The sequence below is a fragment of the Zeimonas arvi genome, from assembly GCF_008039575.1.
In the GTDB taxonomy this organism is placed as follows: domain Bacteria; phylum Pseudomonadota; class Gammaproteobacteria; order Burkholderiales; family Burkholderiaceae_E; genus Zeimonas; species Zeimonas arvi.
In genome coordinates this window covers 141,344-164,812 of sequence record NZ_VDUY01000001.1, presented here as the reverse complement: position 1 = coordinate 164,812, position 23,469 = coordinate 141,344, and the positions used below count along the sequence as shown (strand labels likewise).

The following is a 23,469-nucleotide window of genomic DNA, read 5'->3' as shown; positions in this document are numbered from 1 at the left end:
TCTTCTCCTAGAAAGGCTTGACGACGACCAGCACGACCACGGCCAGCAGCGCCAGCACCGGCACCTCGTTGAACCAGCGGTACCAGACGTGCGAGCGGGTGTCGGCGCCCGCGGCCAGGCGCTCGAGCAGGCGGCCGCAGGCATGGTGATAGCCGAGCAGCAGGGCCACGATCGCGAGCTTGGCGTGCATCCAGCCTGCGCCGACCCCCACGCCGTAGCCCAGCCAGAGCCAGAGCCCCAGCGCGATGGCCAGCAGCATCAGCGGCTGCATGAATCGCCAGAGTTTGCCGGCCATCAGCAGGAGCCGGTCGCGTTCGGCGCCGGGCCCGTCGACCATGGCCAGGTTCACGAATATGCGCGGCAGGTAGAACAGGCCGGCGAACCAGCTCGTCATGAAGACGATGTGGAAGGCCTTGACCCAGAGGTAGCCGGAACCCAAGGCGATCAGCCCCGCACCTGGCCGTCGCCGAAGACGACGTACTTCAGCGAGGTAAGGCCCTCGAGGCCGACCGGGCCGCGCGCGTGCAGCTTGTCGGTGGAGATGCCGATCTCGGCTCCCAGCCCGTACTCGAAGCCGTCGGCGAAGCGGGTCGACGCGTTGATCATGACCGAGGCCGAGTCCACCTCGCGCAGGAAGCGCATGGCGCGGCCGTGGTGCTCGGTGACGATCGCGTCGGTGTGCTGCGAGCCGTAAGTGGCGATGTGCTCGATCGCGGCGTCGAGCCCCGCCACCACCCGGATGGCGAGGATCGGCGCCAGGTACTCGGTGCGCCAGTCTTCCTCGGTGGCCTCGCGGCAGGCGATGCCGGCGGCCGCCAGGAGCTCGCGCGAGCGCGTGTCGCCGCGCAGCTCGACGCCCTTGTCGGCGTAGATCCGGCCGAGCGGCGGCAGGATCCGACCGGCGATGCCCTCGGCGACCAGCAGCGTCTCCATGGTGTTGCAGGGCGAGTAGCGCTGGGTCTTGGCGTTGTCGGCGATCCGGATGGCCTTGTCGGGATCGGCGGCGTCGTCGATGTAGACGTGACAGATGCCGTCGAGGTGCTTGATCGTGGGCACCTTGGCCTCGCGGGCGATGCGCTCGATCAGCGACTTTCCGCCGCGCGGCACGATCACGTCGACGTACTCCGGACGGGTGATCAGCGCGCCGACCGCGGCGCGGTCGGTGACGGCGATCAGCTGCACCGCGTCTTCGGGCAGGCCGGCCTCGGCCAGGCCGCGGCGGATCAGTTCGGCCAGCGCCCGGTTGCTGTGGATGGCCTCGGAGCCGCCGCGCAGGATCGTGGCATTGCCCGACTTGATGCACAGGCCGGCCGCGTCGATGGTCACGTTCGGGCGCGACTCGTACACGATGCCGATCACGCCGAGCGGCACCCGCATCTGGCCCACCTGTATGCCGGTGGGGCGGTAGCGCAGCTTGCTCATCTCGCCCACCGGGTCGGGCAGGGCGACGATCTGGGCCAGGCCGTCGGCCATGCCGGCGATGACCGCGTCGGTCAGCGCGAGCCGGTCCACGAAGGCCGCGTCGTGGCCGGCGGCGCGCGCGGCCTCGAGGTCCCTGGCGTTCGCGGCCTTCAGCTCGGGAGCGGCGGCGCGGATGGCGGCGGCGGTCGCCTCGAGGGCGCGGTTCTTGGCGGCGGTACCGGCGCGCGCCATGGCGCGCGAGGCGCGGCGGGCGCGGCGGCCCAGGTCGGCCACGTAGGCGTCGATGTCGATGGGGCGGGCGTCAATGTCCACGGTGTTTCCTGGCCGGCGGGCGGGCGCCGGCGATCGCGAGGGCCAGCGTCTCGAGCGCGCGCCACGCGTCGCCCGCCGCCAGACCCTTCATCATTTTATCGGTCAGCGCCGCCTGCTGCAGCGTGTCGCGCACCGTCTCGGCGTCCAGCCTGCGCAGGGCGCCCTGGAACAGCTGCTCGCGCGGACCGAACACGCGGGCGGCGCGCAGTTCGCCGGCGATCGGCCGGCCGGCGGCGAGGGCCTCGTGCAGCCTGAGCAGCGTGCGCAGCGCGTCGGCCACGCTCCACAGGATCAGCGGCCCGGCCTCGCCTTCGGCGCGCAGGCCTTCCAGCGTGCGCAGGGTGCGGGCGGCATCGCCGCCCAGCATCGGCTCGACCAGGTCGAAGGCCCCGTAGCGGGCCACGTTGAGCACGGCGGCACGGGTCTCCTCGGCCGGCAAGGGACCTTCCGGGAAGAGCAGCGCGAGCTTGCGGATCTCCTGGTGGGCGGCCAGCAGGTTGCCTTCGACCCGCTCGGCGATGAACGCCAGCGTGTCGGGGTCGGCGCGCTGGCGCTGGCGAGCGAGCCGCGCGCCGATCCACTGCGGCAGTTGCTGGCGGGCGACCGGGTAGACCGGCACCACGATCGCGTGACGATCCACCGCGGCGAACCAGGCGCTGTCGGTGACCGCGCGGTCCAGCCGCGGGCTCTGCACCAGCAGCCTGACTTCGTCGGGCAGCCGGGCGGCGAGGTCGGCGAGCAACTGGCCGATCTCCCTGCCCGGCTTGGCCGCGAGCCGCAGCTCGAGCAGCTTGCCCTCGCCGAACAGGGACAGCGCGCCGGCCTCGGCCGCGAGAGCTTCTGGCCGGAAGCCGCGTCCGCCCTCGAAGACGATGCGCTCAGTGGCGCCGGCGGCTCGGGCGGCGGCCCGCACCGCGTCGGCGGCCTCGAGCGCGAGCAAGTGCTCGTCGCCGTGGATCCAGGCGATCGCGGGCAGCCCGCGCTCCAGCGCGGCGGCCAGTCCCTCGGGGCGCACCTGGCTCACGGCCGCGGAATCGCGGCGAGCCGGCGCAGCAGCTGCTGGACGAGGTCCGACTGCATGTCGCGGAAGAGCAGCTCCTCTTCCTGCTGCTTGGCCACGACCTCGATGTCGGTCGACGTGATGTCGCGCGACAGCACCAGTTCGGTGGGGGGCAGCAGCTCGCGCGACTGCGCGTCCACCACCCGGAAGCCGAAGCGCAGGCGCAGCTGGTACTCGCGCGGCCGGCCGGTGGTCGAGAAGGCGACGACTTCGCGCTCGCGCTGCTCGCGAAGCACCTCGAGCCGCGCCTCGGCCTTCTTCGGGTCGTCGACCAGCTCGGTGTCCTCGGCCACCCGCACCAGCCGCCGGAACTCGGCGCCGATCGCCGAGGTGGGCGCGAAACCGGTGTAGAGCGTGCGGAAGGGCAGGGCTGCGGAACGGCGCAGCCGAAACCCGCAGCCGGCGAGCAGCGAGGCGGCGCCCAGAAGGCCGGCCGCGAACAGTCGCCGGCGCATGTTCAGACGACCAGGTTGACCAGCCGGCCCGGCACGACGATGGCCTTCTTCGGCGAGCGGCCTGCGGCGTGGCGGGTCCAGGCCTCGGTGGCCATCGCGGCGGCCTCGATCGCCGCGCGGTCGGCCTGCGCCGAAATCCTGACCGAGCCGCGCACCTTGCCGTTGATCTGCAGCACCAGCTCGATCTCGTCCTGCACCAGCGCGGCCTCGTCGACCTGCGGCCAGGGGGCGTCGAGCAGCGGGCCGTGCGTGTCGGCGAGGCCGAGCTGCTGCCAAAGCGCCTGGGTGACGTGCGGCACGACGGGGTAGAGCACCCGGATCAGGATGGACAGCGATTCGCGCAACACCGCCGCCCCGGCCGCCGTGGCGGCGATGTCGGCGCCGTCGATCGCATTCAGCATCTTCATCGTGGCCGAGACCACGGTGTTGTACTGCTTGCGCTGGTAGTCGTAGTCGGCCTGCCTGAGGATCGTGTGGATCTCGCGGCGCAAGGCCTTCTGCATGTCGTCGAGCGCGGCCGCGTCGACCGGGCCGGCGCCGCGAACCGCCTCGTGGCGCGCGTGCGCGCAGCCCCACAGGCGGCGCAGGAAGCGCTGGGCGCCGTCGACGCCGGCGCCCGACCACTCGAGCGTCTGCTCGGGCGGCGAGGCGAACATCACGAAGAGCCGCGCGGTGTCGGCGCCGTACTGGTCGATCAGCGACTGCGGGTCGACACCGTTGTTCTTGCTCTTGGACATCGTGCCGATGCCGCCGTACTCGACCGGCTGGCCGTCGGTCTTCGAGACGCACGAGACCGGCTTGCCGGTGTCGTCGTGGACCCACTCGATGTCGTCGGGCCAGAAGTACTCGATGCCGCCCTTCTCGCCCTTGCGAAAGAAGATGTGGTTGAGGACCATGCCCTGGCAGAGCAGGTTGGTGAAGGGCTCGTCGAACTTCACCAGGCCGCGCGAGGCGTCGCCCGGGAAGTCGCCCTGGATGTCGCGCATCACCTTGGTCCAGAAGCGCGCGTAGAGCAGGTGGAGCACCGCATGCTCGATGCCGCCGATGTACTGGTCCATCGGCATCCAGTAGTCGTTGCGCGCGTCGACCATCGCATCGGCGTTGTGGGGCGAGCAATAGCGCATGTAGTACCAGGACGAGTCGACGAAGGTGTCCATCGTGTCGGTCTCGCGCCGCGCGGGTTTGCCGCATTTCGGGCACTGGCACTTCAGGAAGGCTTCGTTCTTCGCCAGCGGATTGCCGCTGCCGTCCGGGATCAGGTCCTCGGGCAGCACCACCGGCAGGTCTTCGCAGGGCACCGGCACTGCGCCGCAGTCATCGCAGTGGATGATCGGGATCGGCGTGCCCCAGTAGCGTTGCCGGGAGACGCCCCAGTCGCGCAGCCGGTACTGCACGCGCTTCTCGCCCAGGCCCTTCGCGGCCAGGTCGGCGGCGATCGCGTCGACCGCGGCCTCGTAGGGCAGACCGTCGTACCGGCCCGAGTTCACGCAGGCCACGCCTTCCTTCAGGGCGTACCACTCCTGCCAGGCGTCGGTGGAGAAGTCCTCGCCGGCCGGCTTGCCCGCGCGCGCCACGACCTGCCGGATCGGCAGGCCGAGTTTCTTCGCGAAGGCGAAGTCGCGCTCGTCGTGCGCCGGCACGCCCATGACCGCGCCGTCGCCGTAGCTCATCAGCACGTAGTTGCCGATCCAGACCTCGACCGGTTCGCCGGTCAGCGGATGGGTGACGGTGAGGCCGGTCGGCCGCCCGTCCTTCTCGCGGGTGGCGATCTCGGCTTCGGTCGCGCCGCCCTTGCGGCACGTCTCGACGAAAGCGGCGAGATCGGGGTCGGCGGCGGCCGCGACCTCGGCGATCGGGTGCTCGGGCGCCACCGCCACGAAGGTCACGCCCATGATCGTGTCGGCCCGGGTGGTGAAGACGTACATGCGGCCGTCGTCGACCAGATTGCCCTGCGCATCACGGATGTCGTGGGTGAAGGCGAAGCGCACGCCGGTGGAACGGCCGATCCAGTTCTCCTGCATCAGCTTGACCCGCTCGGGCCAGCCCAGGCCCTCGAGCTCCGAGATCAGCTCGTCGGCATAGCGGGTGATGCCGAGGTAGTACATCGGGATCTCGCGCTTCTCGACCAGCGCGCCCGAGCGCCAGCCGCGCCCGTCGATCACCTGCTCGTTGGCCAGCACCGTCTGGTCGACCGGGTCCCAGTTCACCGTGCCGGTCTTCAGGTAGGCGATGCCGTGCTCGAGCATCTTCAGGAACAGCCACTGGTTCCACTTGTAGTAGTCGGGCGAGCAGGTGGCGACCTCGCGCGACCAGTCGATCGCCAGCCCCATCGCCTGCATCTGCTTCTTCATGTAGGCGATGTTGTCCCAGGTCCACTTCGCCGGCGCCACGCGGTTCTTCATCGCGGCGTTCTCGGCGGGCAGGCCGAAGGCGTCCCAGCCCATGGGCATCAGCACGTTGTAGCCGTTCATCCGCAGATGCCGGTACATGACGTCGTTGATCGTGTAGTTGCGCACGTGCCCCATGTGCAGCTTGCCCGAGGGGTAGGGCAGCATCGAGCAGGCGTAGAACTTGCCTTTCGGGAAACGCGGATCGTTCTCGATCGCGCGGTAGGCGTCGGTGGCCTGCCATTCGGACTGCGCGGCGGCTTCGACCGCGCGGGCGTCGTATTTCTCTTGCATGGCGCTGAAGGGCTCGGGACGGGGGCTCGGAGGGGGCCGGAAGGTCAAACGATCAAGTTTACACGGCGGCCGCTCGCACTCGGGTTCCTTCCGGATTGCAGGTACACTTGCCAGAATCCGGAAAAAACGAAACGAACGGCGCGAATAGTTTCCGAAATGAGCGATTTCACCAGCGACTACCAGGCGGACGAAGGGCAGGAGGCCCCGGCAGGATCGATCGCTTCCGGGCCCGGCGCGGGCCCCGGCGAACCGGTTCCGGCCGGCTCCGCCATCCTGAGGGCGATGCGGGTTCTCGAGGCGATCGCCGCCTGCCATGCCCCGCCGCAGCTCGCCGAGATCTGCAAGGCGGTGGACCTGCCCAAGCCGACGGTGTTCAGGATCCTCTCCACGCTCGAGCACGCCGGGCTGGTCGGTCGCGAGCCAGGCAGCAAGCGCTATCACTGCGGTCCGCGCATGAACCAGCTGGCGGGCGAAGTGCTGCTGACCTCGCCCGCGCGCTCGGCGCGCCGCGCGATCCTGGAAGAGCTGGTCGAGCAGGTCGGCGAGACGTGCAACCTGACGATCGCCAACGGCAGCACGGTGCTCTGCCTGGACCGGGTCGAGACTTCCTGGCCGTTGAAGATCACGATCACCGCGGGAACCACCGTGCCGATTCACTCGTCGGCCAGTGGCAAGCTGTTCATGGCGCACATGCCCCGGCGCAGCCGCGAACGCCTGGTGCGGCAGCTCCCCCTGGTGCGCAACACCCCGCGCACGCTGACCGAGCCGGGGCGTCTGTTCGAGGAATTCGAGCTGATCCGCGAACGCGGTTACTCGACCGAGTGCGAGGAGTACCTGCCCGGCATCTTCGCGATGGCGGTCCCGGTGCACGACGGCGACGGCCGCGTGGTGGCCGCGGTGTCGGTGCACGCGCCGGTGTCGCGGCTGCCGATGGACGAGGCCGTGCAGCTGCTGCCGGAGATGCAGTCGGCGGCCGAGGCGATGAGCCAGACGCTCGACACCTGAGCGCTCGCTCGGCTGATCGCCGGCGCGCTCTCGCTCTTTTCGTACGCCCGGTCCGGCGGAGGCTCGGCTTCGCGCGGGACAGGGTGCTGCGGCCCCGCCGTTGGCGGGGCTTCCCTCGCCCACGTCGAAATCTCGCACCCGCCTCATGCGCGCTTCGCGCGGATGAGCGGGGCCCGCGAGATTTCTTTCCGTGGCGCTCGGCTTGCACACTGTCCCGCGCGAAGCCGAGCCTCCGCCGGACCTGGATGTCGAGTCATGCGTGAGCGCGAGGGCGCTCGCCTCGCTCGCCGCCGTTTCTTCATGGCTGCGTGAGGACAGCGGGATGCCGGCGCTCGCGGCTCGGCCCGTGTTCGGCCCGCCCGGTGTCGTCGCGCTCGTCACGGCTGCGCACGTCACCGCATCCCAGGCCGGCTGGCGGGGCTTGGCTTTTCCCGGACATTCGGCAAGCGGCGGGCTTCCGAAGGAAGCGGCGATCAGCGAGGGCGCTGTCCGAGCGAGCCCGCAGGGCTCGCGAGTTGCGCCCGAGCCGCCGCTGACGAGGAAGGCGCCGGAACCCCTCGCCGCAGGCGAGGGGCGAAGCCGTCTGTCCGGGAAAAGCCAAGCCCCGCCAGCCGGGCGAGCGCCGCGACGCCCGGCCCGCCGAGAGCACGCCGCCGCGAAGTCCGAACGCGGGCCGAGCCGCGAGCGGCGTCAGTCCCCGCTGGCCGGGAGCACCTCGCCGCGGCACTCCCCGAACCCGATCCTCGCAAACCCCTTCCGCTCGCACCAGCCGCGCAGGATCACCGCGTCGCCGTCTTCCAGGAAGGTACGGTTCTCGCCGTTGGGCAGCGAGACCGGGTTCTTGCCGCCGGCCGACAGCTCGATCAGCGCGCCGGCCTCGTCGAGCGAGGGCCCGGACTGGGTGCCGGTGCCGAGCAGGTCGCCGGGCTGCAGGTTGCAGCCGCCGACCGAGTGGTGGGCCACCATCTGGCCCACGGTCCAGTACGAGTGGCGCAGGCTGGTGTGCGACAGCCGGCACGCGCCGCTGCCGTCGGCGCGCATCTTCGCGCTCTCGATCCAGGCCTCGAGCTGCAAGTCGATCGCGCCGTGCTTGCGGACGCCTTCGCCGTCCAGGTAGGCGAGTGGCTGCGGGTCCTCGGCCGGGCGGCTCCAGGCGGTCCGGTACGGCGCGAGCGCCTCGAGCGTGACGATCCAGGGCGAGATCGTGGTGGCGAAGTTCTTGGCCAGGAAGGGGCCGAGCGGCTGGTACTCCCAGGCCTGGATGTCGCGCGCCGACCAGTCGTTGAGCAGGCACAGTCCGAACACGTGCTCGTCGACCCGGTCGATCGGGATCGGTTCGCCCAGCGCGTTGCCTTGCCCCACCCAGATCCCGACCTCGAGCTCGTAGTCGAGGCGCCGGCAGGCGGAGAACAGCGGGGCGCTCTCGCCGGGCGGCATGATCTGGCCCTTGGGTCGGCGGAAGCGCTGGCCGCTCACCCCGATCGAGGACACGCGGCCGTGATAGCCGATCGGGATCCACTTGAAGTTCGGCATCAGCGGATTGTCGGGGCGGAACAGCCGGCCGATGTTGGTCGCGTGGTGCACCGAGGCGTAGAAGTCGGTGTAGTCGCCGATCCGGGCGGGCACGGTGTACTCGGCCTCGCGCTGCGGCACCAGGCAGGCGGCCAGCGAGCCGGCCTGGGCGGCGCCCTCGCGCAGCGCACGCGACAACGCCAGGCGCAGCGCCGACCCGTAGCGGGGGCCGAGCGCCATCAGGCCGTTGAACGTGGCGGCCGAGGCGTGCGCGGCGGCGACCGCGGCTTCGCCGGCAAAGGCGCCAGTCGCGTGCGCGGCGGCCAGGTCGAGGACCTGGTCGCCAATCGCGACGCCGCCTCGCCAGGCCTCGGCGCTGCCGCGACGGCGGAAGACCGCGAAGGGCAGGTTCTGGACCGGGAAGTCGGTGCCGGGCGTGTTGGCCGAGGCGACCCAGCTGCGCAGGCCGGCGTCGTGGGTTTCGTTGATCATGGCTGTCCGTTGAAGTGCTTGGCGAGTCCCTGCCAGCAGGTGAAGTAGTCGCGCTGCAATTCGGGCGCCTCCAGCGCGAAGCGCGTGGGCCGGATCGGCAGGCGCGTCTCGAACATGAAGGCCATCGTGTCGCGGATGTAGTGCGGCTGGCAGGTGTCCGCCACGCTGGCCTTGGCGAAGGTCTCCGCGTCGGGCCCGTGGCCGCTCATGCAGTTGTGCAGGCTCGCGCCGCCCGGCACGAAGCCGCCCTGCCTGGCGTCGTAGGCGCCGTGCACCAGCCCCATGAACTCGCTGGCCACGTTGCGGTGGAACCAGGGCGGCCGGAAGGTGTCCTCCATGGCGAGGATGCGCGGCGGGAAGATCACGAAGTCGATCGCGTCCACGCCCGGCGTGTCGGACACCGACTGCAGCACCAGGAAGATCGACGGATCCGGGTGGTCGTAGCTGATCGACCCGATCGCGTTGAAGCGGCGCAGGTCGTACTTGTACGGCACGTGGTTGCCGTGCCAGGCGACCACGTCGATCGGCGAGTGCCCGATCGGGGCGGCCCACAGGTGGCCGAGGAACTTGGCCACCAGCTCGAAGTCGCCTTCGCGCTCCTCGTACCAGGCCACCGGCGCGAGGAAGTCGCGCGGGTTGGCCAGGCCGTTGGCGCCGATCGGCCCCAGGTCGGGCAGGCGAAACGGCGCGCCGAAGTTCTCGCAGACGTAGCCGCGCGCGGCATCCAGCGTGCCGCCTTCCGACTTCAGGTCGGGCAGCTCGACGCGGAACCGGATGCCGCGGGGGATCACCGCGATCTCCTGCGGCTCGACCTCGAGCCGGCCCAGCTCGGTGACCAGGCGCAGCCGGCCGAGCTGCGGCACGAGCAGCAGCTCGCCGTCGGCGTCGCAGAAGAAGCGCTCGCGCATCGAGGCGTTGGCTCGGTAGACGTGAATGGCGCAGCCGGACATGGCGGCCGGGTCGCCGTTGCCGCCCATCGTGGCCAGGCCGCTCGCGAAGTCCACCGACTCGCCGGCTGCGGGCAGCGCCAGCGGGTCCCAGCGCAGCTGGTTGGGCGAGGTCGGCAGCGCGCCGAAGTCGTTGCTCAGCAGGCCGTCGTCGATCCGCGCGAAGGGGCGGTGCACCGCGGCCGGACGCATGCGGTACAGCCAGCTGCGTCGGTTGGCGCCGCGCGGCGCGGTGAAGGCGGTGCCGGAAATCTGCTCGGCGTACAGACCGTAGGGGCAGCGCTGCGGGGAATTCCGGCCGACCGGGAGCGCGCCGGGCAGCGCCTCGGTGGCGAACTCGTTGCCGAAGCCCGACTGGTAGTCGAGCGCGCCAGCCTGGGCGCCGGCGGGTCTGGCAGCGGTGGCGGAGTCTCTCGCGTTCATGTCGTCCTCCGGTCGTTCGAGGCGGGCCCGACGCGAATCCCGACCCGCCGGTGAATCCTACATGCAAGCCATGAAGGCGGCGCGCGCCGGGCCGTGGTCGCCGGCGCTGTCCTTGGGCGGCTAGCGGAACACCACCGTCTTCGAGCCGTTCAGGACGATCCGGCGCTCGGCATGCCATTTCAGCGCCCGGGCCAGCACCACGTTCTCCACATCGCGCCCGATCGCGGTCAGCGTCGGCACGTCCATCGCGTGATCCACGCGGGCCACGTCCTGCTCGATGATCGGGCCCTCGTCGAGGTCGGTGGTCACGTAGTGGGCGGTCGCGCCGATCAGCTTCACGCCGCGATCATGGGCCTGCTGGTAGGGGCGAGCGCCCTTGAAGCTGGGCAGGAAGGAATGGTGGATGTTGATCGCGCGGCCCTCGAGCTTGCCGCACAGTTCGGCCGACAGGATCTGCATGTAGCGGGCCAGCACCACCAGCTCGACGCCCTCGCAGTCGGCGATCTCCAGCAGGCGCGCCTCGGCATGGGCCTTCGTCGCGGCAGTGACCGGCACGTGGTGGAAGGGAATGTCGTAGGACGCCGCCAGCTGGTAGAAATCGCGATGGTTCGACACGATCGCGCGGATGTCGATCGGCAGCAGCCCGGAGCGCCAGCGGAACAGCAGATCGTTCAGGCAGTGGCCCAGCTTCGAGACCAGGATCAGCGTCGGCATGGGGCGGGCCGCGTCGGCGAAGCGGAATCGCATGCCGAAGCGCTCGGCCACCGGGCCGAAAGCCGACGCGAAGTCCGCCTTCGGTGCGGCGAAGTGCACGCGCATGAAGAACAGACCCGTGTCGGGGTCATCGAACTGGCCTGCTTCCAGGATGTTGCCGCCCTGTTCGAGGAGGAAGCCCGAAACGGCGTGGACGATGCCCGGACGGTCCGGACAGGAGAGGGTGAGGATGTGGCCGTCTTTCATCGTGCGGGAGGGGTCGGCGGATCGAGGGCGCAAGTGTATCCGGTCGGGTCAACCGGAGTTCCGCATGCGCGTTGAATGCATTCCGCCCAAACGGTCGCCCGACCCGAGGATCCGATGACGACTGCCTCCACCGACCCGAACCTCCTGCCGGCTGCACCGAATGATGGGCGGGCGCTTGCGACGATCGGGTCGTCGGCCCCGCCGGCCGCACCGCGGGCCGAGGCCGTCCAGGCCCTGAAGAGCTTCAGGGTCATCTTCCGCTCGGTTCGCCAGCATTTCCACGAGGTGGAGCGGCGCTGCGGCGTGTCGGGCTCGCAGCTCTGGGCGCTTTCGGTCGTCGTGGCGTCTCCGGGCATCCGGGTCAAGGACCTCGCCCAGGCGATGGCGGTGCATCAATCCACCGCGAGCAACCTGGTCGAGCAGCTGTCGCGCCAGGCCTTCATCCGACGCGAGCGCGACCGGATCGATCACCGGATCGTGCAGCTGTACCCCACCGATGCCGGCCGCACCGTGATCGCGCGGGCACCCAGGCCGCTGAGCGGCCTGCTGCCCGACGCGCTGGCCCGCCTCGAGCCGGCGCGGCTTGCAGCGCTCAACGAGCTGCTGTCCGAAGTGCTGTCCGGCATGCGCGACATCGAGCCCGAGGCCGCGCTCACGCCGCTGGCCGACATCTGATTCAGGCCCGATCGCGTCCGGTGAACTGAGCCACCGCCACCCCGGCCAGCGTGATCGCCGCGCCCGCGATCTTGATCAGCGTGAAGCGCTCGTCGGTGAGCAGCCAGGCCGCGAGCCCGGCCACCGCCGGCATCAGGTACATCAGCGGCGCGGTGCGGGCCACGCCGCGGACCGCGTTGACCCATCCCCAGACCAGCCAGCCGATGAAGGCAGAGATGATCACCGCCCAGAGCAGGCCGAACCAGGTCAGCATCGGCAGGCCGGTCCAGTCGATCGACAGGCCTACCGGCGCGGACAGCAGCACGATCGGCGCGCTGCCGAACAAGGTGGCGTAGCCCATCACGGTGATGCCCCCGTGCCGCTGGATCAGCGGCTTGGCCCGCACGGTGTAGAGCGAAAAGAAGGCCGCCGCCACCAGCAGGACCAGGTCGCCGCCGGTGGCCTGCAGGCGCCCCACCAGCAACTTGTCCGACAGGAAGACCAGCACGCCGGCCAGCGCGATCGTCACGCCGGCGATCTGTGCGCGAGTCAGCTGCTCGAGGCCGACCCAGCGCAGGATCAGCAGCGTGAAGATCGGCCCGCAGGCCAGGATCACCGAGCTCGAGAAGGGCGTCGACCAGTCGATTCCGTAGGTGACCATGCCTACGTGCAGCGCATGGCCCACGAAGCCGAGCCGGGCCAGGGCCCACAGGTCGGACGCCGGCATCCGGGGAAAGCTCGGACCGTAGGCGTGCAACAGGATGGCGAGCGCGCAGGCCGGCATGATCAGGTAGCGCGCGAACAGGAAGCCGGTCGGGGGGAGCACCTCGAAGACCGCCTTCTGGACCACGAAGTTGACGCCCCAGACCAGGATCAGCACCAGCGATGCGGCCAGGGCGATCGAATCCCGCCGCGCGTGCTCGGCGGCAGCCACCGCGGGCATGGTCATCGCGATGCGTCAGAGGCTCGCGGTCATGCCGCCGTCGACGAACAGGACGTGTCCGTTGACGAAGTCCGAGGCGCGCGAGGCCAGGAAGACCGCCGCGCCGCCCAGCTCCTCGACCTGTCCCCAGCGGCCGGCCGGCACCCGCTTCGAGATCCACGCGCTGAACTCGGGGTCGGCCACCAGCGGGCGGGTGAGCTCGGTGTCGAAGTAGCCCGGTGCCAGGCCATTGACCTGGATGCCATGCCGCGCCCAGTCCACGCACATGCCCTTGGTGAGCATCCTCAGCGCGCCCTTGGTCGCCGAGTAGGGCGCGATGGAGGCGCGCGCCGCCTCGGCGTTGACCGACAGGATGTTGACGATCTTGCCGCGCCGGCGGGCGATCATGCCCTGCACGACGGCCTTGCTGACCAGGAAGACGCTGGTCAGGTTGGTGTCGACGATGCGCCGCCAGTCCGCCGTGTCGAACTGGTCGAGCGGCGCGCGGATCTGGATGCCGGTGTTGTTCACCAGGATGTCGATCGGACCCTCGTCGCGCTCGATCCGGGCCACCTCGGCGTTCACCGCCGCCTCGTCGGTCACGTCGAAGGCTGCCCGCGAGGCCGCGATGCCATGCGCGGCGAGCTGCTCGCGGGCGCTGGCGAGGGTGGCCGAGTCGCGGCCGTTGAGCACCACCGCGGCGCCGGCCTGGCCCAGGGCAGCGGCCAGCGCCAGGCCGATGCCGCGGCTCGAGCCGGTGACCAGCGCGCGACGGCCGCTCAGGTCGAAAAGCGGGTTCGTCATGGTCTGCCCTCCACGGGCGCAGGTTGTGCCGGCAGCATGCTGGCGAACAAGGTGGCCACCGCCGAGATCGCCGCGAGCAGGACCAGCAGTGTCGTGAAGCCCGAGGCCTTGACCAGCGGGCCCAGCAGCCAGACCGCGATCGAGCTGACGCCGAAGGACACCGCCAGACGCATGCCGGTGACGCGCGAGCGCATCCGGTCGTCGACGTAACGAACGATCATCGCGTCGGTGAAGGGGATTGCCCCGAACACGAAGATCATGAAGACGATCATCAGCGTGTAGAAGACCCAGCCCTCGGCGAGCGAGGCCGCGCCGAAGAGCAGCGGCTGCATGGCCATGATGGCGATCATCAGGGTTTTCATCGGCACGCGGTCGATCAGCTTGCCCACCACCACCTGCGCGAGCGAGGCGATGCCGTAGACGCCGGCCAGCAGCGCACCCACCAGGGCCGGCTGCTCGAGCAGGAGCGGCAGCCGCGACTTCAGCAACTCGCCGTTGCCGTTGGTGGTGAAGTTGAAGATCAGCCCGCCGGTGACTGCGGTCAGCGTCATCACCAGGAAGGCCCGCCTGCGGTCGGAGGGCGCGATGTCGAGCTGCTTGCCGGCCCGCTTCGCCGGGGATTCGGTCTCGGCCGGCGCCACCTTCATGAAGAGCAGGCCGCAGGCGATCGCGAGGATCCCCGGCGCGACGAAGGCGGCGCGCCAGCCGGCGAACTGGACCAGCAGGCCGGTGGAGATCGCGGCGGCGGCGATGCCCAGGTTGCCGGCGAGTCCGTTGACGCCGATCGTGTGGCCCGGTCGTCGGGCGCCCTGGACCAGCATCGGGATGCCCACCGGGTGGTAGATCGACGCGAAGGCGCCCATCAGGGCCAGCGCGGCAGCCAGCTGCCAGGGATTCCGGGTGGCGGCCACCAGCAGTGCGGCGGCGCCGATCCCGAAGAAGAAGACCAGCATCATGGAGCGGCGACCCCAGAGGTCGCCCAGCCTGCCGGAAGGCACCGATCCGAGCCCGAACATGACGAAGGCGCCCGCGGTGTAGGGCATCAGGTCTTCCCAGCGCCCCACGCCGAAGTCGGCCGCGATCGCGCCGACCGCCGTAGCGAAGATCAGGAGGACCAGGTGGTCGAGCGCGTGGGCGATGTTCAGCAGCAGCGAGGTCATGGTCGGGGCCTGATGTTCCGGCAGCTTAAACCTTTGCGATCGGGTCAGAAATATTGCCGCAAAACGATTTGCTAAAATCGGACCTTCAAGCAGGGGAGAGTTCGCAGCATGCAGTTGAATCCAAGTCAGTCGCCCGAAACCACCCCCGGCGTCGACGCCGCGGCAGCACAGGCCCGTCAGGCCGAGCCCACCCGGATCTTCTTCGATGGCGATTCGACCGACATTCGCGACAACTATGTCGATCTGATCCGCGACCACGCCGAGCGCTTCAACACCGGCCCCGGGGGCACCCTGATCGTGTCCGGCCACGCCAATCCGGTGGAAGACCCGGAAGAGGCGGTGGCGCTGAGCATGGACCGCACCCAGGCGGTGGCGGCGCTGCTCGAGAAGTTCGGCGTGCAGAGCCACCGGATCGTCCGGGTCAGCCACGGTGCCAACGCGCCGATCGCGGACGTGGCCGACGAGCAGGCCAACTGGGCTAACCGCTGCGTCGAGATCCGCCACGGCAGCCTGACGCCGCGCCAGCCGGTCTGGTCGCAGCGCTCGCGCAAGACCGGCGCTCGCCGTTGATCGGGTTGCGCCGGACACTCGGCGCGGCACTGTGTAAAATCACAGTTTTGGCCTGTCCGGGCCGGGCGCGCCGATGTCCACGCTACTCGCGAACCTGAACGAACAGCAGCTCGCGGCGGTCACGCTGCCGCCGCAGCACGCGCTGATCCTCGCCGGGGCCGGCAGCGGCAAGACCCGGGTGCTCACCACCAGGATCGCCTGGCTGATCTCCACCGGCCAGGCCAGCCCCCAGGGCATCCTCGCGGTCACCTTCACGAACAAGGCCGCCAAGGAGATGCTCACGCGGCTCACCGCCATGCTGCCGATCAATACGCGCGGCATGTGGATCGGCACCTTCCACGGGCTGTGCAACCGGATGCTGCGCGCGCACCACCGCGACGCCGCGCTGCCGCAGACCTTCCAGATCCTCGATTCGCAGGACCAGCTCGCGGCGATCAAGCGCCTGCTCAAGACGCTCGGGGTCGACGACGAGAAGTACCCGCCGCGCAACCTGCAGCACTTCGTCAACCACTGCAAGGAGCAGGGGCTGCGCGCCGGCCAGGTCGAGGTCTGGGACGACTACAACCGGCGGATGGTCGAGCTGTATGCCGCCTACGACGACCAGTGCCAGCGCGAAGGCGTCGTCGACTTCGCCGAGCTGCTGCTGCGCAGCTACGAGCTGCTCCAGCGCAACCAGCTGCTGCGCGAGCACTACCAGCATCGTTTCCGCCACATCCTCATCGACGAGTTCCAGGACACCAACGTCCTGCAGTACAAATGGATCGGCCTGCTGGCGGGCGGGCCCGAGCGTGGCAGCGCGGCCGTGTTCGCGGTCGGCGACGACGACCAGAGCATCTACGCGTTCCGCGGGGCCAACGTGGGCAACATGGCGGCCTTCGAGCGCGAGTACCGGGTACAGAACCTGATCAAGCTCGAGCAGAACTACCGCTCGCACGGCCACATCCTGGGCTGCGCCAACGCGCTGATCGCCAACAACGCCAAGCGCCTGGGCAAGAACCTCTGGACCGAGTCCGGCGAGGGCGAGCCGGTCCGCGTCTACGAGGCCATGACCGACGGCCAGGAATCGCAGTGGCTGGTCGAGGAGATCCGGAGCCTGGTCGCGGAAGGACACCTGCGCAACGACGTGGCAGTGCTGTACCGCTCCAACGCGCAGTCCCGCGTGATCGAGCACGCGCTGTTCTCGGCCGGCATGCCCTATCGGGTCTACGGCGGGCTGCGCTTCTTCGAGCGCGCCGAGATCAAGCACGCGCTGGCCTATCTGCGGCTGCTCGAGAATCCCGACGACGACGGCGCCTTCCTGCGCGTGGTGAACTTCCCGGCGCGCGGGATCGGTGCGCGGACCCTCGAGCAACTGCAAGACGCCGCACGGGCGCGCGGCATCAGCCTGTTCGCGGCGGTGGGCGGCCTGAGCGGGGCGGCCGCCACCAAGCTGGCCGCCTTCACCGGTCTGGTCGCCCGCCTGCGCGACGAAACCCGCCGGATGCCGCTCACCGATCTGGTCGAGCACCTGATCGAGCGCAGCGGGCTCGTGGCCCACTTCGAAACCGAGAAGGAAGGCCAGGAGCGCATCGAGAACCTGCGCGAGCTGGTCAACGCGGCGGCAGCCTTTCTGGCGGAGGAAGGTATCTCGCAGGACGTGCCGGCGCGCGAGGGCGTGGCCGTCGCCGACGCGCCGATGGCGGGGGCCGGTGACGCGCAGCCCGTGGCGCCGATCGACCCGGCCGACGGCATCGAGGTGCTCGCCCCCGGGGTGTCGGCGGTGCGCCTCACGCCGCTGGCTGCCTTCCTGGGCCACGCCTCGCTCGAGGCCGGCGAGAACCAGGCAGGCGAGGGCGCCGACGCGGTGCAGCTGATGACCGTGCATTCGGCCAAGGGGCTGGAGTTCGATGCGGTCTTCATCACCGGCCTGGAAGAGGGCCTGTTCCCGCACGAGAACTCGGCCACCGAGCCGGAGGGGCTCGAGGAAGAGCGCCGCCTGATGTACGTGGCGATCACGCGCGCCCGGCAGCGCCTGTACCTGTCCTTCTCGCAGACCCGCATGCTGCACGGGCAGACCCGCTACAACCTGCGCTCGCGCTTCTTCGACGAGCTGCCGGAAGGCTCGCTCAAGTGGCTCACGCCGCGGGTCGGCGGCACGGCGCGCGGCTTCGGCGCGCCGCGCGAAGCCTGGAGCCCGCGCTGGGAGAGCGGCGCGCAGCACGCGAGCGGCGGCGCGCGCCGCGGCGAGTGGCGCGAGTTCGGTCACTCCGGCCGCGACACCGGCGACAACGGGCGCCTGTCCCAGGCCGAGCAGCGCGCGGCGCTGCGCTTCGACCGCGGCGTGCCCTGGCGGGTGGGCCAGAACGTGGCGCACGCCCGCTTCGGCGAGGGCGTCATCGTGGGCATCGAGGGCAGCGGCGAGGACGCCCGGGTGCAGATCAATTTCGGGCGCCAGGGCATCAAGTGGCTGGCACTGTCCGTCGCCAGGCTCGAGCCGGTCGGCTGAGGCGGCGCACCGCGGGAAGTCAGCCGGGCGGGGTCTGAGCGTCGACCACCGCGTCGCGGTAGCTTGCCCAGAAAGAGCAGTACACCGCGGTGATCAGCACCAGCGACAACGGCGAGAGCAGCATCGACAGCAGGACCGGACTGTCGCCGAGCAGCGAGTCGAGCAGACGAACCGCCAGCGAGGCCAGGAAGGCCACCGCGAACCAGCCGGCGCCGAACACCAGGAAAGCCCACTTGTTGCGCCAGACCGCGAAGAAGCTGAAGAACAGCGCCTTGGCCGGCGGCACCTTGTGCCAGGCCGCGAAGAGGGGCGCGTACCACATGGCCATCTGGATCGGCGTGTAGACCAGCACGAACACGATGGCCGCGTAGAGCATCGAGCTGTCGTCGGCGCCCATCTCGTCGGCGCCCGCCTGGCCGGTCGCGAGCCGCATCAGCGTGCCGCCGTCGGCCAGCGCGGCCAGCGCCAGCGCGGCCAGCGTGGCCGCGGCGTTGAAGCCGCCCAGGACCAGCAAAGGGCGCCAGGCGGTGCCGCCGGCGTCGCGAAAGCCCGCGAAGAGCAGGCCGGGCGAGGGCATCCGGCCGGCCTCGGCCGAGCGCACCGCATGCATCAGGCCCACCATCAGCGCCGGCGTGAGCACCAGCGGGCTCACCGCGCCCACCAGCGGGATCACCACCGAGAGCGAGAGCAGCATCAGGTTCAGGAAGGTGATCGCCAGCAGCGCGATCGGCTGCCTGCGCAACAGCGAAAAGCCGTCTCGAACCCAGCGCCAGCCGGTGGCGGCGCGAAGCGGATTGATCTGCATCGAGTCAGGAAGGGTTTCGGGGCCGGTCGGCCGGCCGGCTCAGCACAAGGGGGCGCTCGCCGAGTCGCGGCGCGCCGACAATATACGCTCGAACTCGGCCGGATCCTTCGGGGTGACCATTTCGGCCGGCCGCGGCAAGTGCAGGTCGAACAGCCGCGACAGCCAGAAGCGCAGCGCGGCCGCGCGCAGCATGGTCGGCCAGGCCTCGGCCTCGGCCTCGCTCGGCCGGCGCACCGCGCGATAGGCGCCGAGCAGCGCGGCCAGTTTCGCGTCGTCGAAGCGACCGTCGGCATCGACGATGCACCAGTCGTTGACCGTGACCGCCAGGTCGAAGACCCAGCTGTCGACGCCGGCGAAATAGAAGTCGATGACGCCGCCCAGCCTTGGCGAACCGTCGGCGGCCTGGTCGAACAGCACGTTGTCCCGGAACAGGTCGGCGTGCACCGCGGTGCGCGGCAGCGCGGCGCAGACCCGGCCGTCGGCAAAGCGCTGCTGGGTCGCGAGTTCGTCGCGCAGCAGCGCGGACTGGTCCGTGGAAAGGAAGGGCAGCACCTTGGGCGTGGTCTCGACCCACCAGGGCAGGCCGCGCAGGTTCGGCAGCGTGCCGGGGTAGTCGACGGCGGCCAGGTGCATCCGGGCCAGCGCTTCGCCGACCAGCGCGCAGTGCGCGGGCCCGGGATCCATCCGGGCGCGGCCGGCCAGCCGGGTGACCAGCGCCGCCGGCTTGGCGTGCAGGGTCGACAGCAAGCGGCCTTCGCGATCGGCCACCGGGTCGGGGCAAGCGATGCCGTGCGAGGCGAGGTGCTTCATCAGCTCCAGGTAGAACGGCAGCTCCTGGGGAGAGAGCCGCTCGAACAGCGTCAGCACGAAGCGGCCGCGGGCCAGGTCGACGAAGTAGTTCGTGTTCTCGATACCGGAGGCGATGCCCTCGTAGCCGAGCAGCTCGCCGAGATCGAACGATTGCAGCCAGCGCGCGAGTTCGTCGCGCGAAACGGTCGTGAAGACGGCCATGTCAGAGGTAGAGCAGGCTTTCGCTTTCGTCGGCGGTGGGCACGAAGCCGCGCGACTGGTAGAAGTCGAAGATCGCCTCGACCGCCTGGGTCGGGTCGTCGATGACCTGGATCAGCTCGAGGTCCTCGGGCGAGATCAGGCCGTTGCCGAGCAGTTGCTCGCGGATCCAGTCGAGCAGGCCCTTCCAGAAGCCGGAGTCGACCAGGATCACCGGGATCCTGCGGCCCATCCGGGTCTGGATCAGCGTGAGCACCTCCAGCGTTTCGTCCAGCGTGCCGAAGCCGCCCGGCACCGCGACATAGGCGGTCGCGTACTTCGCGAAGGCGACCTTGCGCGCGAAGAAGTGGCGAAAGCCCAGCGAGATGTCCTGGTAATCGTTGCTGAGCTGCTCGTGCGGCAGCTGGATGTTCAGCCCGATCGAGGCCGAGCGGCCGGCGAAGGCGCCGCGGTTGGCGGCCTCCATGATGCCGGGTCCGCCCCCGGAGATCACCGCGAAGCCGGCATCGGAGAGCTGTCGCGACAGCTCGACGGTGAACTCGTACCAGCGATGGCCGGGTTTGATCCGCGCGCTGCCGAAGACCGAGACGGCGGGGCGCGTGGCGGCCAGGCGCTCGGTGGCCTCGATGAACTCTGAGATAATTCCCAGGATGTGCCAGGACTCGCGCGCCTTGAGCGACGTCGAGCGCTCCTGGTCCGATATCGCGCGCAACTGCGGCACCTGCTTGCTGCTGGACATGTCTGAAGAAACGCTTCTGCTGGTCGACGGCTCGAGTTTTCTGTATCGCGCGTTTCATGCGCTGCCGGACCTGCGGAACGGCGAAGGCGAGCCGACGGGCGCCGTCTACGGCATGGTCGCGATGCTACGGCGTCTGCGCAACGACGGCAAATTGAGCGGCGGCGCCCGGATGGGGGCAGTGGTCTTCGACGCGCCGGGCCCCACCTTCCGCGACGACTGGTATCCCGAATACAAGGCCACCCGCAAGGCGATGCCCGACGACCTGCGCAAGCAGATCCCGGTGATCCACGAGCTCGTGCGGGCGCTCGGCTGGCCGCTGGTCATGATCGAGGGCATCGAGGCCGACGACGTGATCGGCACGCTCGCCCGGCAAGCCAGCGAGCGGGGCATGAAGACCGTGGTCGCCACCGGCGACAAGGACCTCGCGCAGCTGGTCGACGACAAGGTCGTGCTGGTCGACACGATGACCCGCGACAACGGGCCGCCGAAGCCGCTGGACCGCGAGGCGGTGATCGAGAAGTTCGGGGTGCCGCCCGAGCGGATCGTGGACTGGCTCGCGCTGGTCGGCGACACGGTGGACAACGTGCCGGGCGTGCCCAAGTGCGGCCCCAAGACCGCGGTCAAGTGGCTCGAGCAGTACGGCTCGCTCGATGAAGTCGTGGCGCATGCCGACGAGATCAAGGGCGTGGTAGGCGACAACCTGCGAAAGTCGCTCGACTGGCTGCCCACCGCGCGCAAGCTGGTCACCGTGAAGACCGATTGCGCGCTGCCCGGCGAGCTCGGCGTCGACGCGGCGCTGCAGCTGGGCGACGACGACGACGAGACCCTGCGCGAGCTCTACACGCGTTGCGGGTTTCGCACCTGGCTGCGCGAGCTCGAGGGCGAGTCGCCCAGGCCGCGCGCCCGCGTGGTGGGCGCGCGCGGCGCGGCCGACACCGTGTCGCCCGCGGCGAGCGCGGCGCGGGACAGCGACAACGCCGGCGCGGCCGGCAATGGCGCCGACGGCACCGCGTCCGACGCAGGATCGGCCGGCGCCCAGGCGCGCCAACCGGTCTACGAGACCGTGCTCACCGACGCGCAGCTCGATCGCTGGATCGCCCGCATCGAGAAGGCGGAACTCGTGGCCTTCGACACCGAGACCACCTCCCTCGACCCGATGCGCGCCGAGCTCGTCGGCCTGTCGCTGTCGGTCGAACCCTGGGAGGCCTGCTACGTTCCGGTCGCGCACACGTACGCCGGCGCGCCCGACCAGCTCGATCGCGGCCACGTGCTGGCCAGGCTGCGGCCCTGGCTGGAAAGCCCGAAGCATCACAAGGTCGGCCAGAACCTGAAGTACGATGCCCACGTGCTGGAGAACTTCGGCGTGAAGCTCGCCGGCATCGCGCACGACACGCTGCTGCAGAGCTACGTGCTCGAGGCCCACCGCTCGCACGACATGGACTCGTTGGCCGAGCGCCACCTGCACCGTCGCACGATCCGCTACGACGAGGTGACCGGCAAGGGCGCGAGCCGCATCGGCTTCGAGCAGGTGGCGGTGGAGCGCGCCACGGAGTACGCGGCCGAAGACGCCGACGTGACGATGCACCTGCACCGCGCGCTGTATCCGCGCATCGCCGAGGACGATCGCCTGCTCGAGATCTACCGCGACATCGAGGTCCCGGTGTCGGTGATCCTGCAGCGCGTGGAGCGCAACGGCGTGCTGGTCGACACGGGGGCGCTGGCGCGGCAGTCCGACGAGCTGGGCCGCAAGCTGATGGCGCTCGAGAAGCAGGCCTACGAGGTCGCCGGGCAGCCCTTCAACCTGAATTCGCCCAAGCAGCTCGGCGAGATCCTGTTCGGCAACCTGAAGCTGCCGGTGGTCAAGAAGACGGCCAGCGGCGCGCCCTCCACCGACGAGGAAGTGCTCGCCAAGCTCGCCGAGGACTATCCGCTGCCGCGGCTGCTGCTCGACTTCCGGGGGCTCGCCAAGCTCAAGAGCACCTACACCGACAAGCTGCCGCAGATGGTCGACCCGAAGACCGGGCGCGTGCACACCAGCTACTCGCAGGCGGTGGCGGTGACCGGCCGGCTCGCGTCCAGCGACCCGAACCTGCAGAACATCCCGGTGCGCACCGCGGAAGGGCGGCGCATCCGCGAGGCCTTCGTCGCGCCGCCGGGCGCGAAGATCGTGTCGGCCGACTATTCGCAGATCGAGTTGCGGATCATGGCGCACATCTCGGCCGACCCGAGCCTGCGCCGCGCCTTCGCCGAGGGCATGGACGTGCACCGCGCCACCGCGTCCGAGGTCTTCGGCGCGGCGCCGGCCGACGTCAGCGCCGAGCAGCGCCGCTACGCCAAGGTGATCAACTTCGGCCTGATCTACGGCATGAGCGCCTTCGGCCTGGCGCAGAACCTGGGCATCGAGCGCGAAGCCGCGAAGAACTGGATCGACCGCTACTTCGCCCGCTACCCCGGCGTGCGCGAGTACATGGACCGCACTCGGGCGCTTGCACACGAGCAGGGCTACGTGGAAACCGTGTTCGGCCGCCGCCTGTGGCTGGCAGAGATCAACAGCCCCAACGGCCCGCGCCGCGCCGGCGCCGAACGCGCCGCGATCAACGCGCCGATGCAGGGCACCGCCGCCGACCTGATCAAGATGGCCATGATCGCCGTGCAGGGCTGGCTCGACCGCGAGCGCATGCGGAGCAAGCTGATCATGCAGGTGCACGACGAACTGGTGCTGGAGGTGCCCGAAGGCGAGCTGGACGCAGTGCGCGAGAAGCTGCCGGGCCTGATGACCGGCGTGGCCAGGCTCGACGTGCCGCTGGAAGTCGAAGTCGGCGCCGGCGCCAATTGGGAGCAGGCGCACTGAGCGCGCTCACCCGGTGCGCGGCCTGGCCCTCGGTCGGGGCATGCGCCCGGGCGGCGAGTGGAACGGCTCCGACGCCGGACAGTGGCGGCGCCCCTCGCCTGCGGCGAGGGGTTCCCGCGTCTGCCTCGTCACCGGCGGGTCGGGCGCAACTCGCGGGCCCGAGTGGCCCGCTCGGACAGCGCCCTCCCTGATCGCCGGTTCC

19 protein-coding genes are annotated in these 23,469 nt (G+C 70.3%); 5 read left to right on the top strand and 14 right to left on the bottom strand.

From position 1 onward, the window contains the following. Positions 1–7 precede the first annotated feature (7 nt). From FHP08_RS00740 to leuS, 5 genes are read right to left on the bottom strand one after another with little or no spacing between them, the layout of a single operon-like run. Positions 8–439 (bottom strand): CopD family protein, encoded by a 432-nt coding sequence (locus FHP08_RS00740; RefSeq protein ID WP_147702398.1) that lies wholly within the window; start codon positions 437–439, stop codon positions 8–10. Positions 440–444: 5 nt separating this feature from the next. Next, positions 445–1,713 carry a glutamate-5-semialdehyde dehydrogenase gene (locus FHP08_RS00735; protein ID WP_147703082.1) on the bottom strand — a complete coding sequence of 423 codons (1,269 nt, stop codon included), beginning with the start codon at positions 1,711–1,713 and terminating at the stop codon, positions 445–447. A gap of 10 nt (positions 1,714–1,723) precedes the next feature. Beyond that, positions 1,724–2,758, bottom strand: a complete 1,035-nt coding sequence (holA, locus tag FHP08_RS00730) for a DNA polymerase III subunit delta (RefSeq protein WP_147702397.1) — start codon at positions 2,756–2,758, stop codon at positions 1,724–1,726. Then, a complete protein-coding gene (locus tag FHP08_RS00725) occupies positions 2,755–3,249 on the bottom strand; it encodes an LPS-assembly lipoprotein LptE (RefSeq protein ID WP_147702396.1) in 495 nt (164 codons plus the stop codon). The genes holA and FHP08_RS00725 overlap by 4 nt, the downstream gene beginning before the upstream one ends. A 2-nt stretch (positions 3,250–3,251) precedes the next feature. Next, entirely contained in the window at positions 3,252–5,930 is a 2,679-nt protein-coding gene (leuS, locus tag FHP08_RS00720; RefSeq protein ID WP_147702395.1) for a leucine--tRNA ligase, read from the bottom strand. A 156-nt stretch (positions 5,931–6,086) separates the two neighbouring features. Here leuS and FHP08_RS00715 point away from each other — a divergent pair, with 156 nt between their 5' ends. Next, the gene (locus FHP08_RS00715; protein ID WP_147702394.1) at positions 6,087–6,935 is read left to right on the top strand and encodes an IclR family transcriptional regulator; all 849 of its coding nucleotides are present in this window, start codon (positions 6,087–6,089) and stop codon (positions 6,933–6,935) included. A gap of 690 nt (positions 6,936–7,625) precedes the next feature. Here FHP08_RS00715 and fahA read toward each other — a convergent pair. The 3 genes from fahA to purU all read right to left on the bottom strand — a co-directional run bounded on the left by fahA (position 7,626) and on the right by purU (position 11,269). Then, complete coding sequence (gene fahA, locus FHP08_RS00710) at positions 7,626–8,939, bottom strand: fumarylacetoacetase (protein ID WP_147702393.1); 1,314 nt, start codon at positions 8,937–8,939, stop codon at positions 7,626–7,628. Further along, positions 8,936–10,309: a homogentisate 1,2-dioxygenase gene (gene hmgA, locus FHP08_RS00705; RefSeq protein WP_147702392.1), complete on the bottom strand. Its 1,374-nt coding sequence runs from the start codon at positions 10,307–10,309 to the stop codon at positions 8,936–8,938. The genes fahA and hmgA overlap by 4 nt, the downstream gene beginning before the upstream one ends. 120 nt (positions 10,310–10,429) lie before the next feature. Then, the gene (gene purU / locus FHP08_RS00700; RefSeq protein ID WP_147702391.1) at positions 10,430–11,269 is read right to left on the bottom strand and encodes a formyltetrahydrofolate deformylase; all 840 of its coding nucleotides are present in this window, start codon (positions 11,267–11,269) and stop codon (positions 10,430–10,432) included. Between the two features lie 114 nt (positions 11,270–11,383). Between purU and FHP08_RS00695 the strand changes: the two genes are divergently transcribed. Then, positions 11,384–11,944 carry a MarR family winged helix-turn-helix transcriptional regulator gene (locus FHP08_RS00695; protein ID WP_187272110.1) on the top strand — a complete coding sequence of 187 codons (561 nt, stop codon included), beginning with the start codon at positions 11,384–11,386 and terminating at the stop codon, positions 11,942–11,944. A gap of 1 nt (position 11,945) precedes the next feature. Here FHP08_RS00695 and FHP08_RS00690 read toward each other — a convergent pair whose 3' ends face one another. From FHP08_RS00690 to FHP08_RS00680, 3 genes are read right to left on the bottom strand one after another with little or no spacing between them, the layout of a single operon-like run. Beyond that, positions 11,946–12,872 carry a DMT family transporter gene (locus tag FHP08_RS00690; protein WP_225878980.1) on the bottom strand — a complete coding sequence of 309 codons (927 nt, stop codon included), beginning with the start codon at positions 12,870–12,872 and terminating at the stop codon, positions 11,946–11,948. 9 nt (positions 12,873–12,881) lie between these two features. Beyond that, entirely contained in the window at positions 12,882–13,649 is a 768-nt protein-coding gene (locus FHP08_RS00685; RefSeq protein WP_147702389.1) for an SDR family oxidoreductase, read from the bottom strand. Next, positions 13,646–14,809: an MFS transporter gene (locus tag FHP08_RS00680; RefSeq protein ID WP_147702388.1), complete on the bottom strand. Its 1,164-nt coding sequence runs from the start codon at positions 14,807–14,809 to the stop codon at positions 13,646–13,648. The genes FHP08_RS00685 and FHP08_RS00680 overlap by 4 nt, the downstream gene beginning before the upstream one ends. A 108-nt stretch (positions 14,810–14,917) precedes the next feature. Here FHP08_RS00680 and FHP08_RS00675 point away from each other — a divergent pair, with 108 nt between their 5' ends. Together FHP08_RS00675 and FHP08_RS00670 are read left to right on the top strand one after the other, a co-directional pair. After that, the gene (locus tag FHP08_RS00675) at positions 14,918–15,379 is read left to right on the top strand and encodes an OmpA family protein (RefSeq protein WP_147702387.1); all 462 of its coding nucleotides are present in this window, start codon (positions 14,918–14,920) and stop codon (positions 15,377–15,379) included. A 73-nt stretch (positions 15,380–15,452) separates the two neighbouring features. Continuing rightward, positions 15,453–17,864: a UvrD-helicase domain-containing protein gene (locus FHP08_RS00670; RefSeq protein ID WP_147702386.1), complete on the top strand. Its 2,412-nt coding sequence runs from the start codon at positions 15,453–15,455 to the stop codon at positions 17,862–17,864. A gap of 19 nt (positions 17,865–17,883) precedes the next feature. Here FHP08_RS00670 and FHP08_RS00665 read toward each other — a convergent pair whose 3' ends face one another. Genes FHP08_RS00665 through FHP08_RS00655 form a run of 3 tightly spaced genes read right to left on the bottom strand, consistent with a single transcriptional unit; the run spans position 17,884 to position 20,416 of the window. Then, the gene (locus FHP08_RS00665) at positions 17,884–18,669 is read right to left on the bottom strand and encodes a BPSS1780 family membrane protein (RefSeq protein WP_147702385.1); all 786 of its coding nucleotides are present in this window, start codon (positions 18,667–18,669) and stop codon (positions 17,884–17,886) included. A gap of 39 nt (positions 18,670–18,708) precedes the next feature. After that, on the bottom strand, positions 18,709–19,680 hold the full coding sequence (locus FHP08_RS00660; RefSeq protein WP_147702384.1) for a homoserine kinase: 972 nt from the start codon (positions 19,678–19,680) through the stop codon (positions 18,709–18,711). A 1-nt stretch (position 19,681) separates the two neighbouring features. Then, the gene (locus FHP08_RS00655; RefSeq protein WP_147702383.1) at positions 19,682–20,416 is read right to left on the bottom strand and encodes an LOG family protein; all 735 of its coding nucleotides are present in this window, start codon (positions 20,414–20,416) and stop codon (positions 19,682–19,684) included. Here FHP08_RS00655 and polA point away from each other — a divergent pair. Continuing rightward, the gene (gene polA, locus FHP08_RS00650; RefSeq protein WP_147702382.1) at positions 20,415–23,267 is read left to right on the top strand and encodes a DNA polymerase I; all 2,853 of its coding nucleotides are present in this window, start codon (positions 20,415–20,417) and stop codon (positions 23,265–23,267) included. The two genes, FHP08_RS00655 and polA, sit on opposite strands and share 2 nt — an antisense overlap. Positions 23,268–23,469: the final 202 nt, after the last annotated feature.

Bases quoted from the DNA above. Each gene is read 5' to 3' on its own strand.
- FHP08_RS00725 (WP_147702396.1), bottom strand. From the start codon at position 3,249: ATGCGCCGGCGACTGTTCGCGGCCGGCCTTCTGGGCGCCGCCTCGCTG.
- leuS (WP_147702395.1), bottom strand. From the start codon at position 5,930: ATGCAAGAGAAATACGACGCCCGCGCGGTCGAAGCCGCCGCGCAGTCC.
- FHP08_RS00715 (WP_147702394.1), top strand. From the start codon at position 6,087: ATGAGCGATTTCACCAGCGACTACCAGGCGGACGAAGGGCAGGAGGCC.
- fahA (WP_147702393.1), bottom strand. From the start codon at position 8,939: ATGATCAACGAAACCCACGACGCCGGCCTGCGCAGCTGGGTCGCCTCG.
- hmgA (WP_147702392.1), bottom strand. From the start codon at position 10,309: ATGAACGCGAGAGACTCCGCCACCGCTGCCAGACCCGCCGGCGCCCAG.
- purU (WP_147702391.1), bottom strand. From the start codon at position 11,269: ATGAAAGACGGCCACATCCTCACCCTCTCCTGTCCGGACCGTCCGGGC.
- FHP08_RS00695 (WP_187272110.1), top strand. From the start codon at position 11,384: ATGACGACTGCCTCCACCGACCCGAACCTCCTGCCGGCTGCACCGAAT.
- FHP08_RS00690 (WP_225878980.1), bottom strand. From the start codon at position 12,872: ATGACCATGCCCGCGGTGGCTGCCGCCGAGCACGCGCGGCGGGATTCG.
- FHP08_RS00685 (WP_147702389.1), bottom strand. From the start codon at position 13,649: ATGACGAACCCGCTTTTCGACCTGAGCGGCCGTCGCGCGCTGGTCACC.
- FHP08_RS00680 (WP_147702388.1), bottom strand. From the start codon at position 14,809: ATGACCTCGCTGCTGCTGAACATCGCCCACGCGCTCGACCACCTGGTC.
- FHP08_RS00675 (WP_147702387.1), top strand. From the start codon at position 14,918: ATGCAGTTGAATCCAAGTCAGTCGCCCGAAACCACCCCCGGCGTCGAC.
- FHP08_RS00670 (WP_147702386.1), top strand. From the start codon at position 15,453: ATGTCCACGCTACTCGCGAACCTGAACGAACAGCAGCTCGCGGCGGTC.
- FHP08_RS00665 (WP_147702385.1), bottom strand. From the start codon at position 18,669: ATGCAGATCAATCCGCTTCGCGCCGCCACCGGCTGGCGCTGGGTTCGA.
- FHP08_RS00660 (WP_147702384.1), bottom strand. From the start codon at position 19,680: ATGGCCGTCTTCACGACCGTTTCGCGCGACGAACTCGCGCGCTGGCTG.
- polA (WP_147702382.1), top strand. From the start codon at position 20,415: ATGTCTGAAGAAACGCTTCTGCTGGTCGACGGCTCGAGTTTTCTGTAT.
- FHP08_RS00655 (WP_147702383.1), bottom strand. From the start codon at position 20,416: ATGTCCAGCAGCAAGCAGGTGCCGCAGTTGCGCGCGATATCGGACCAG.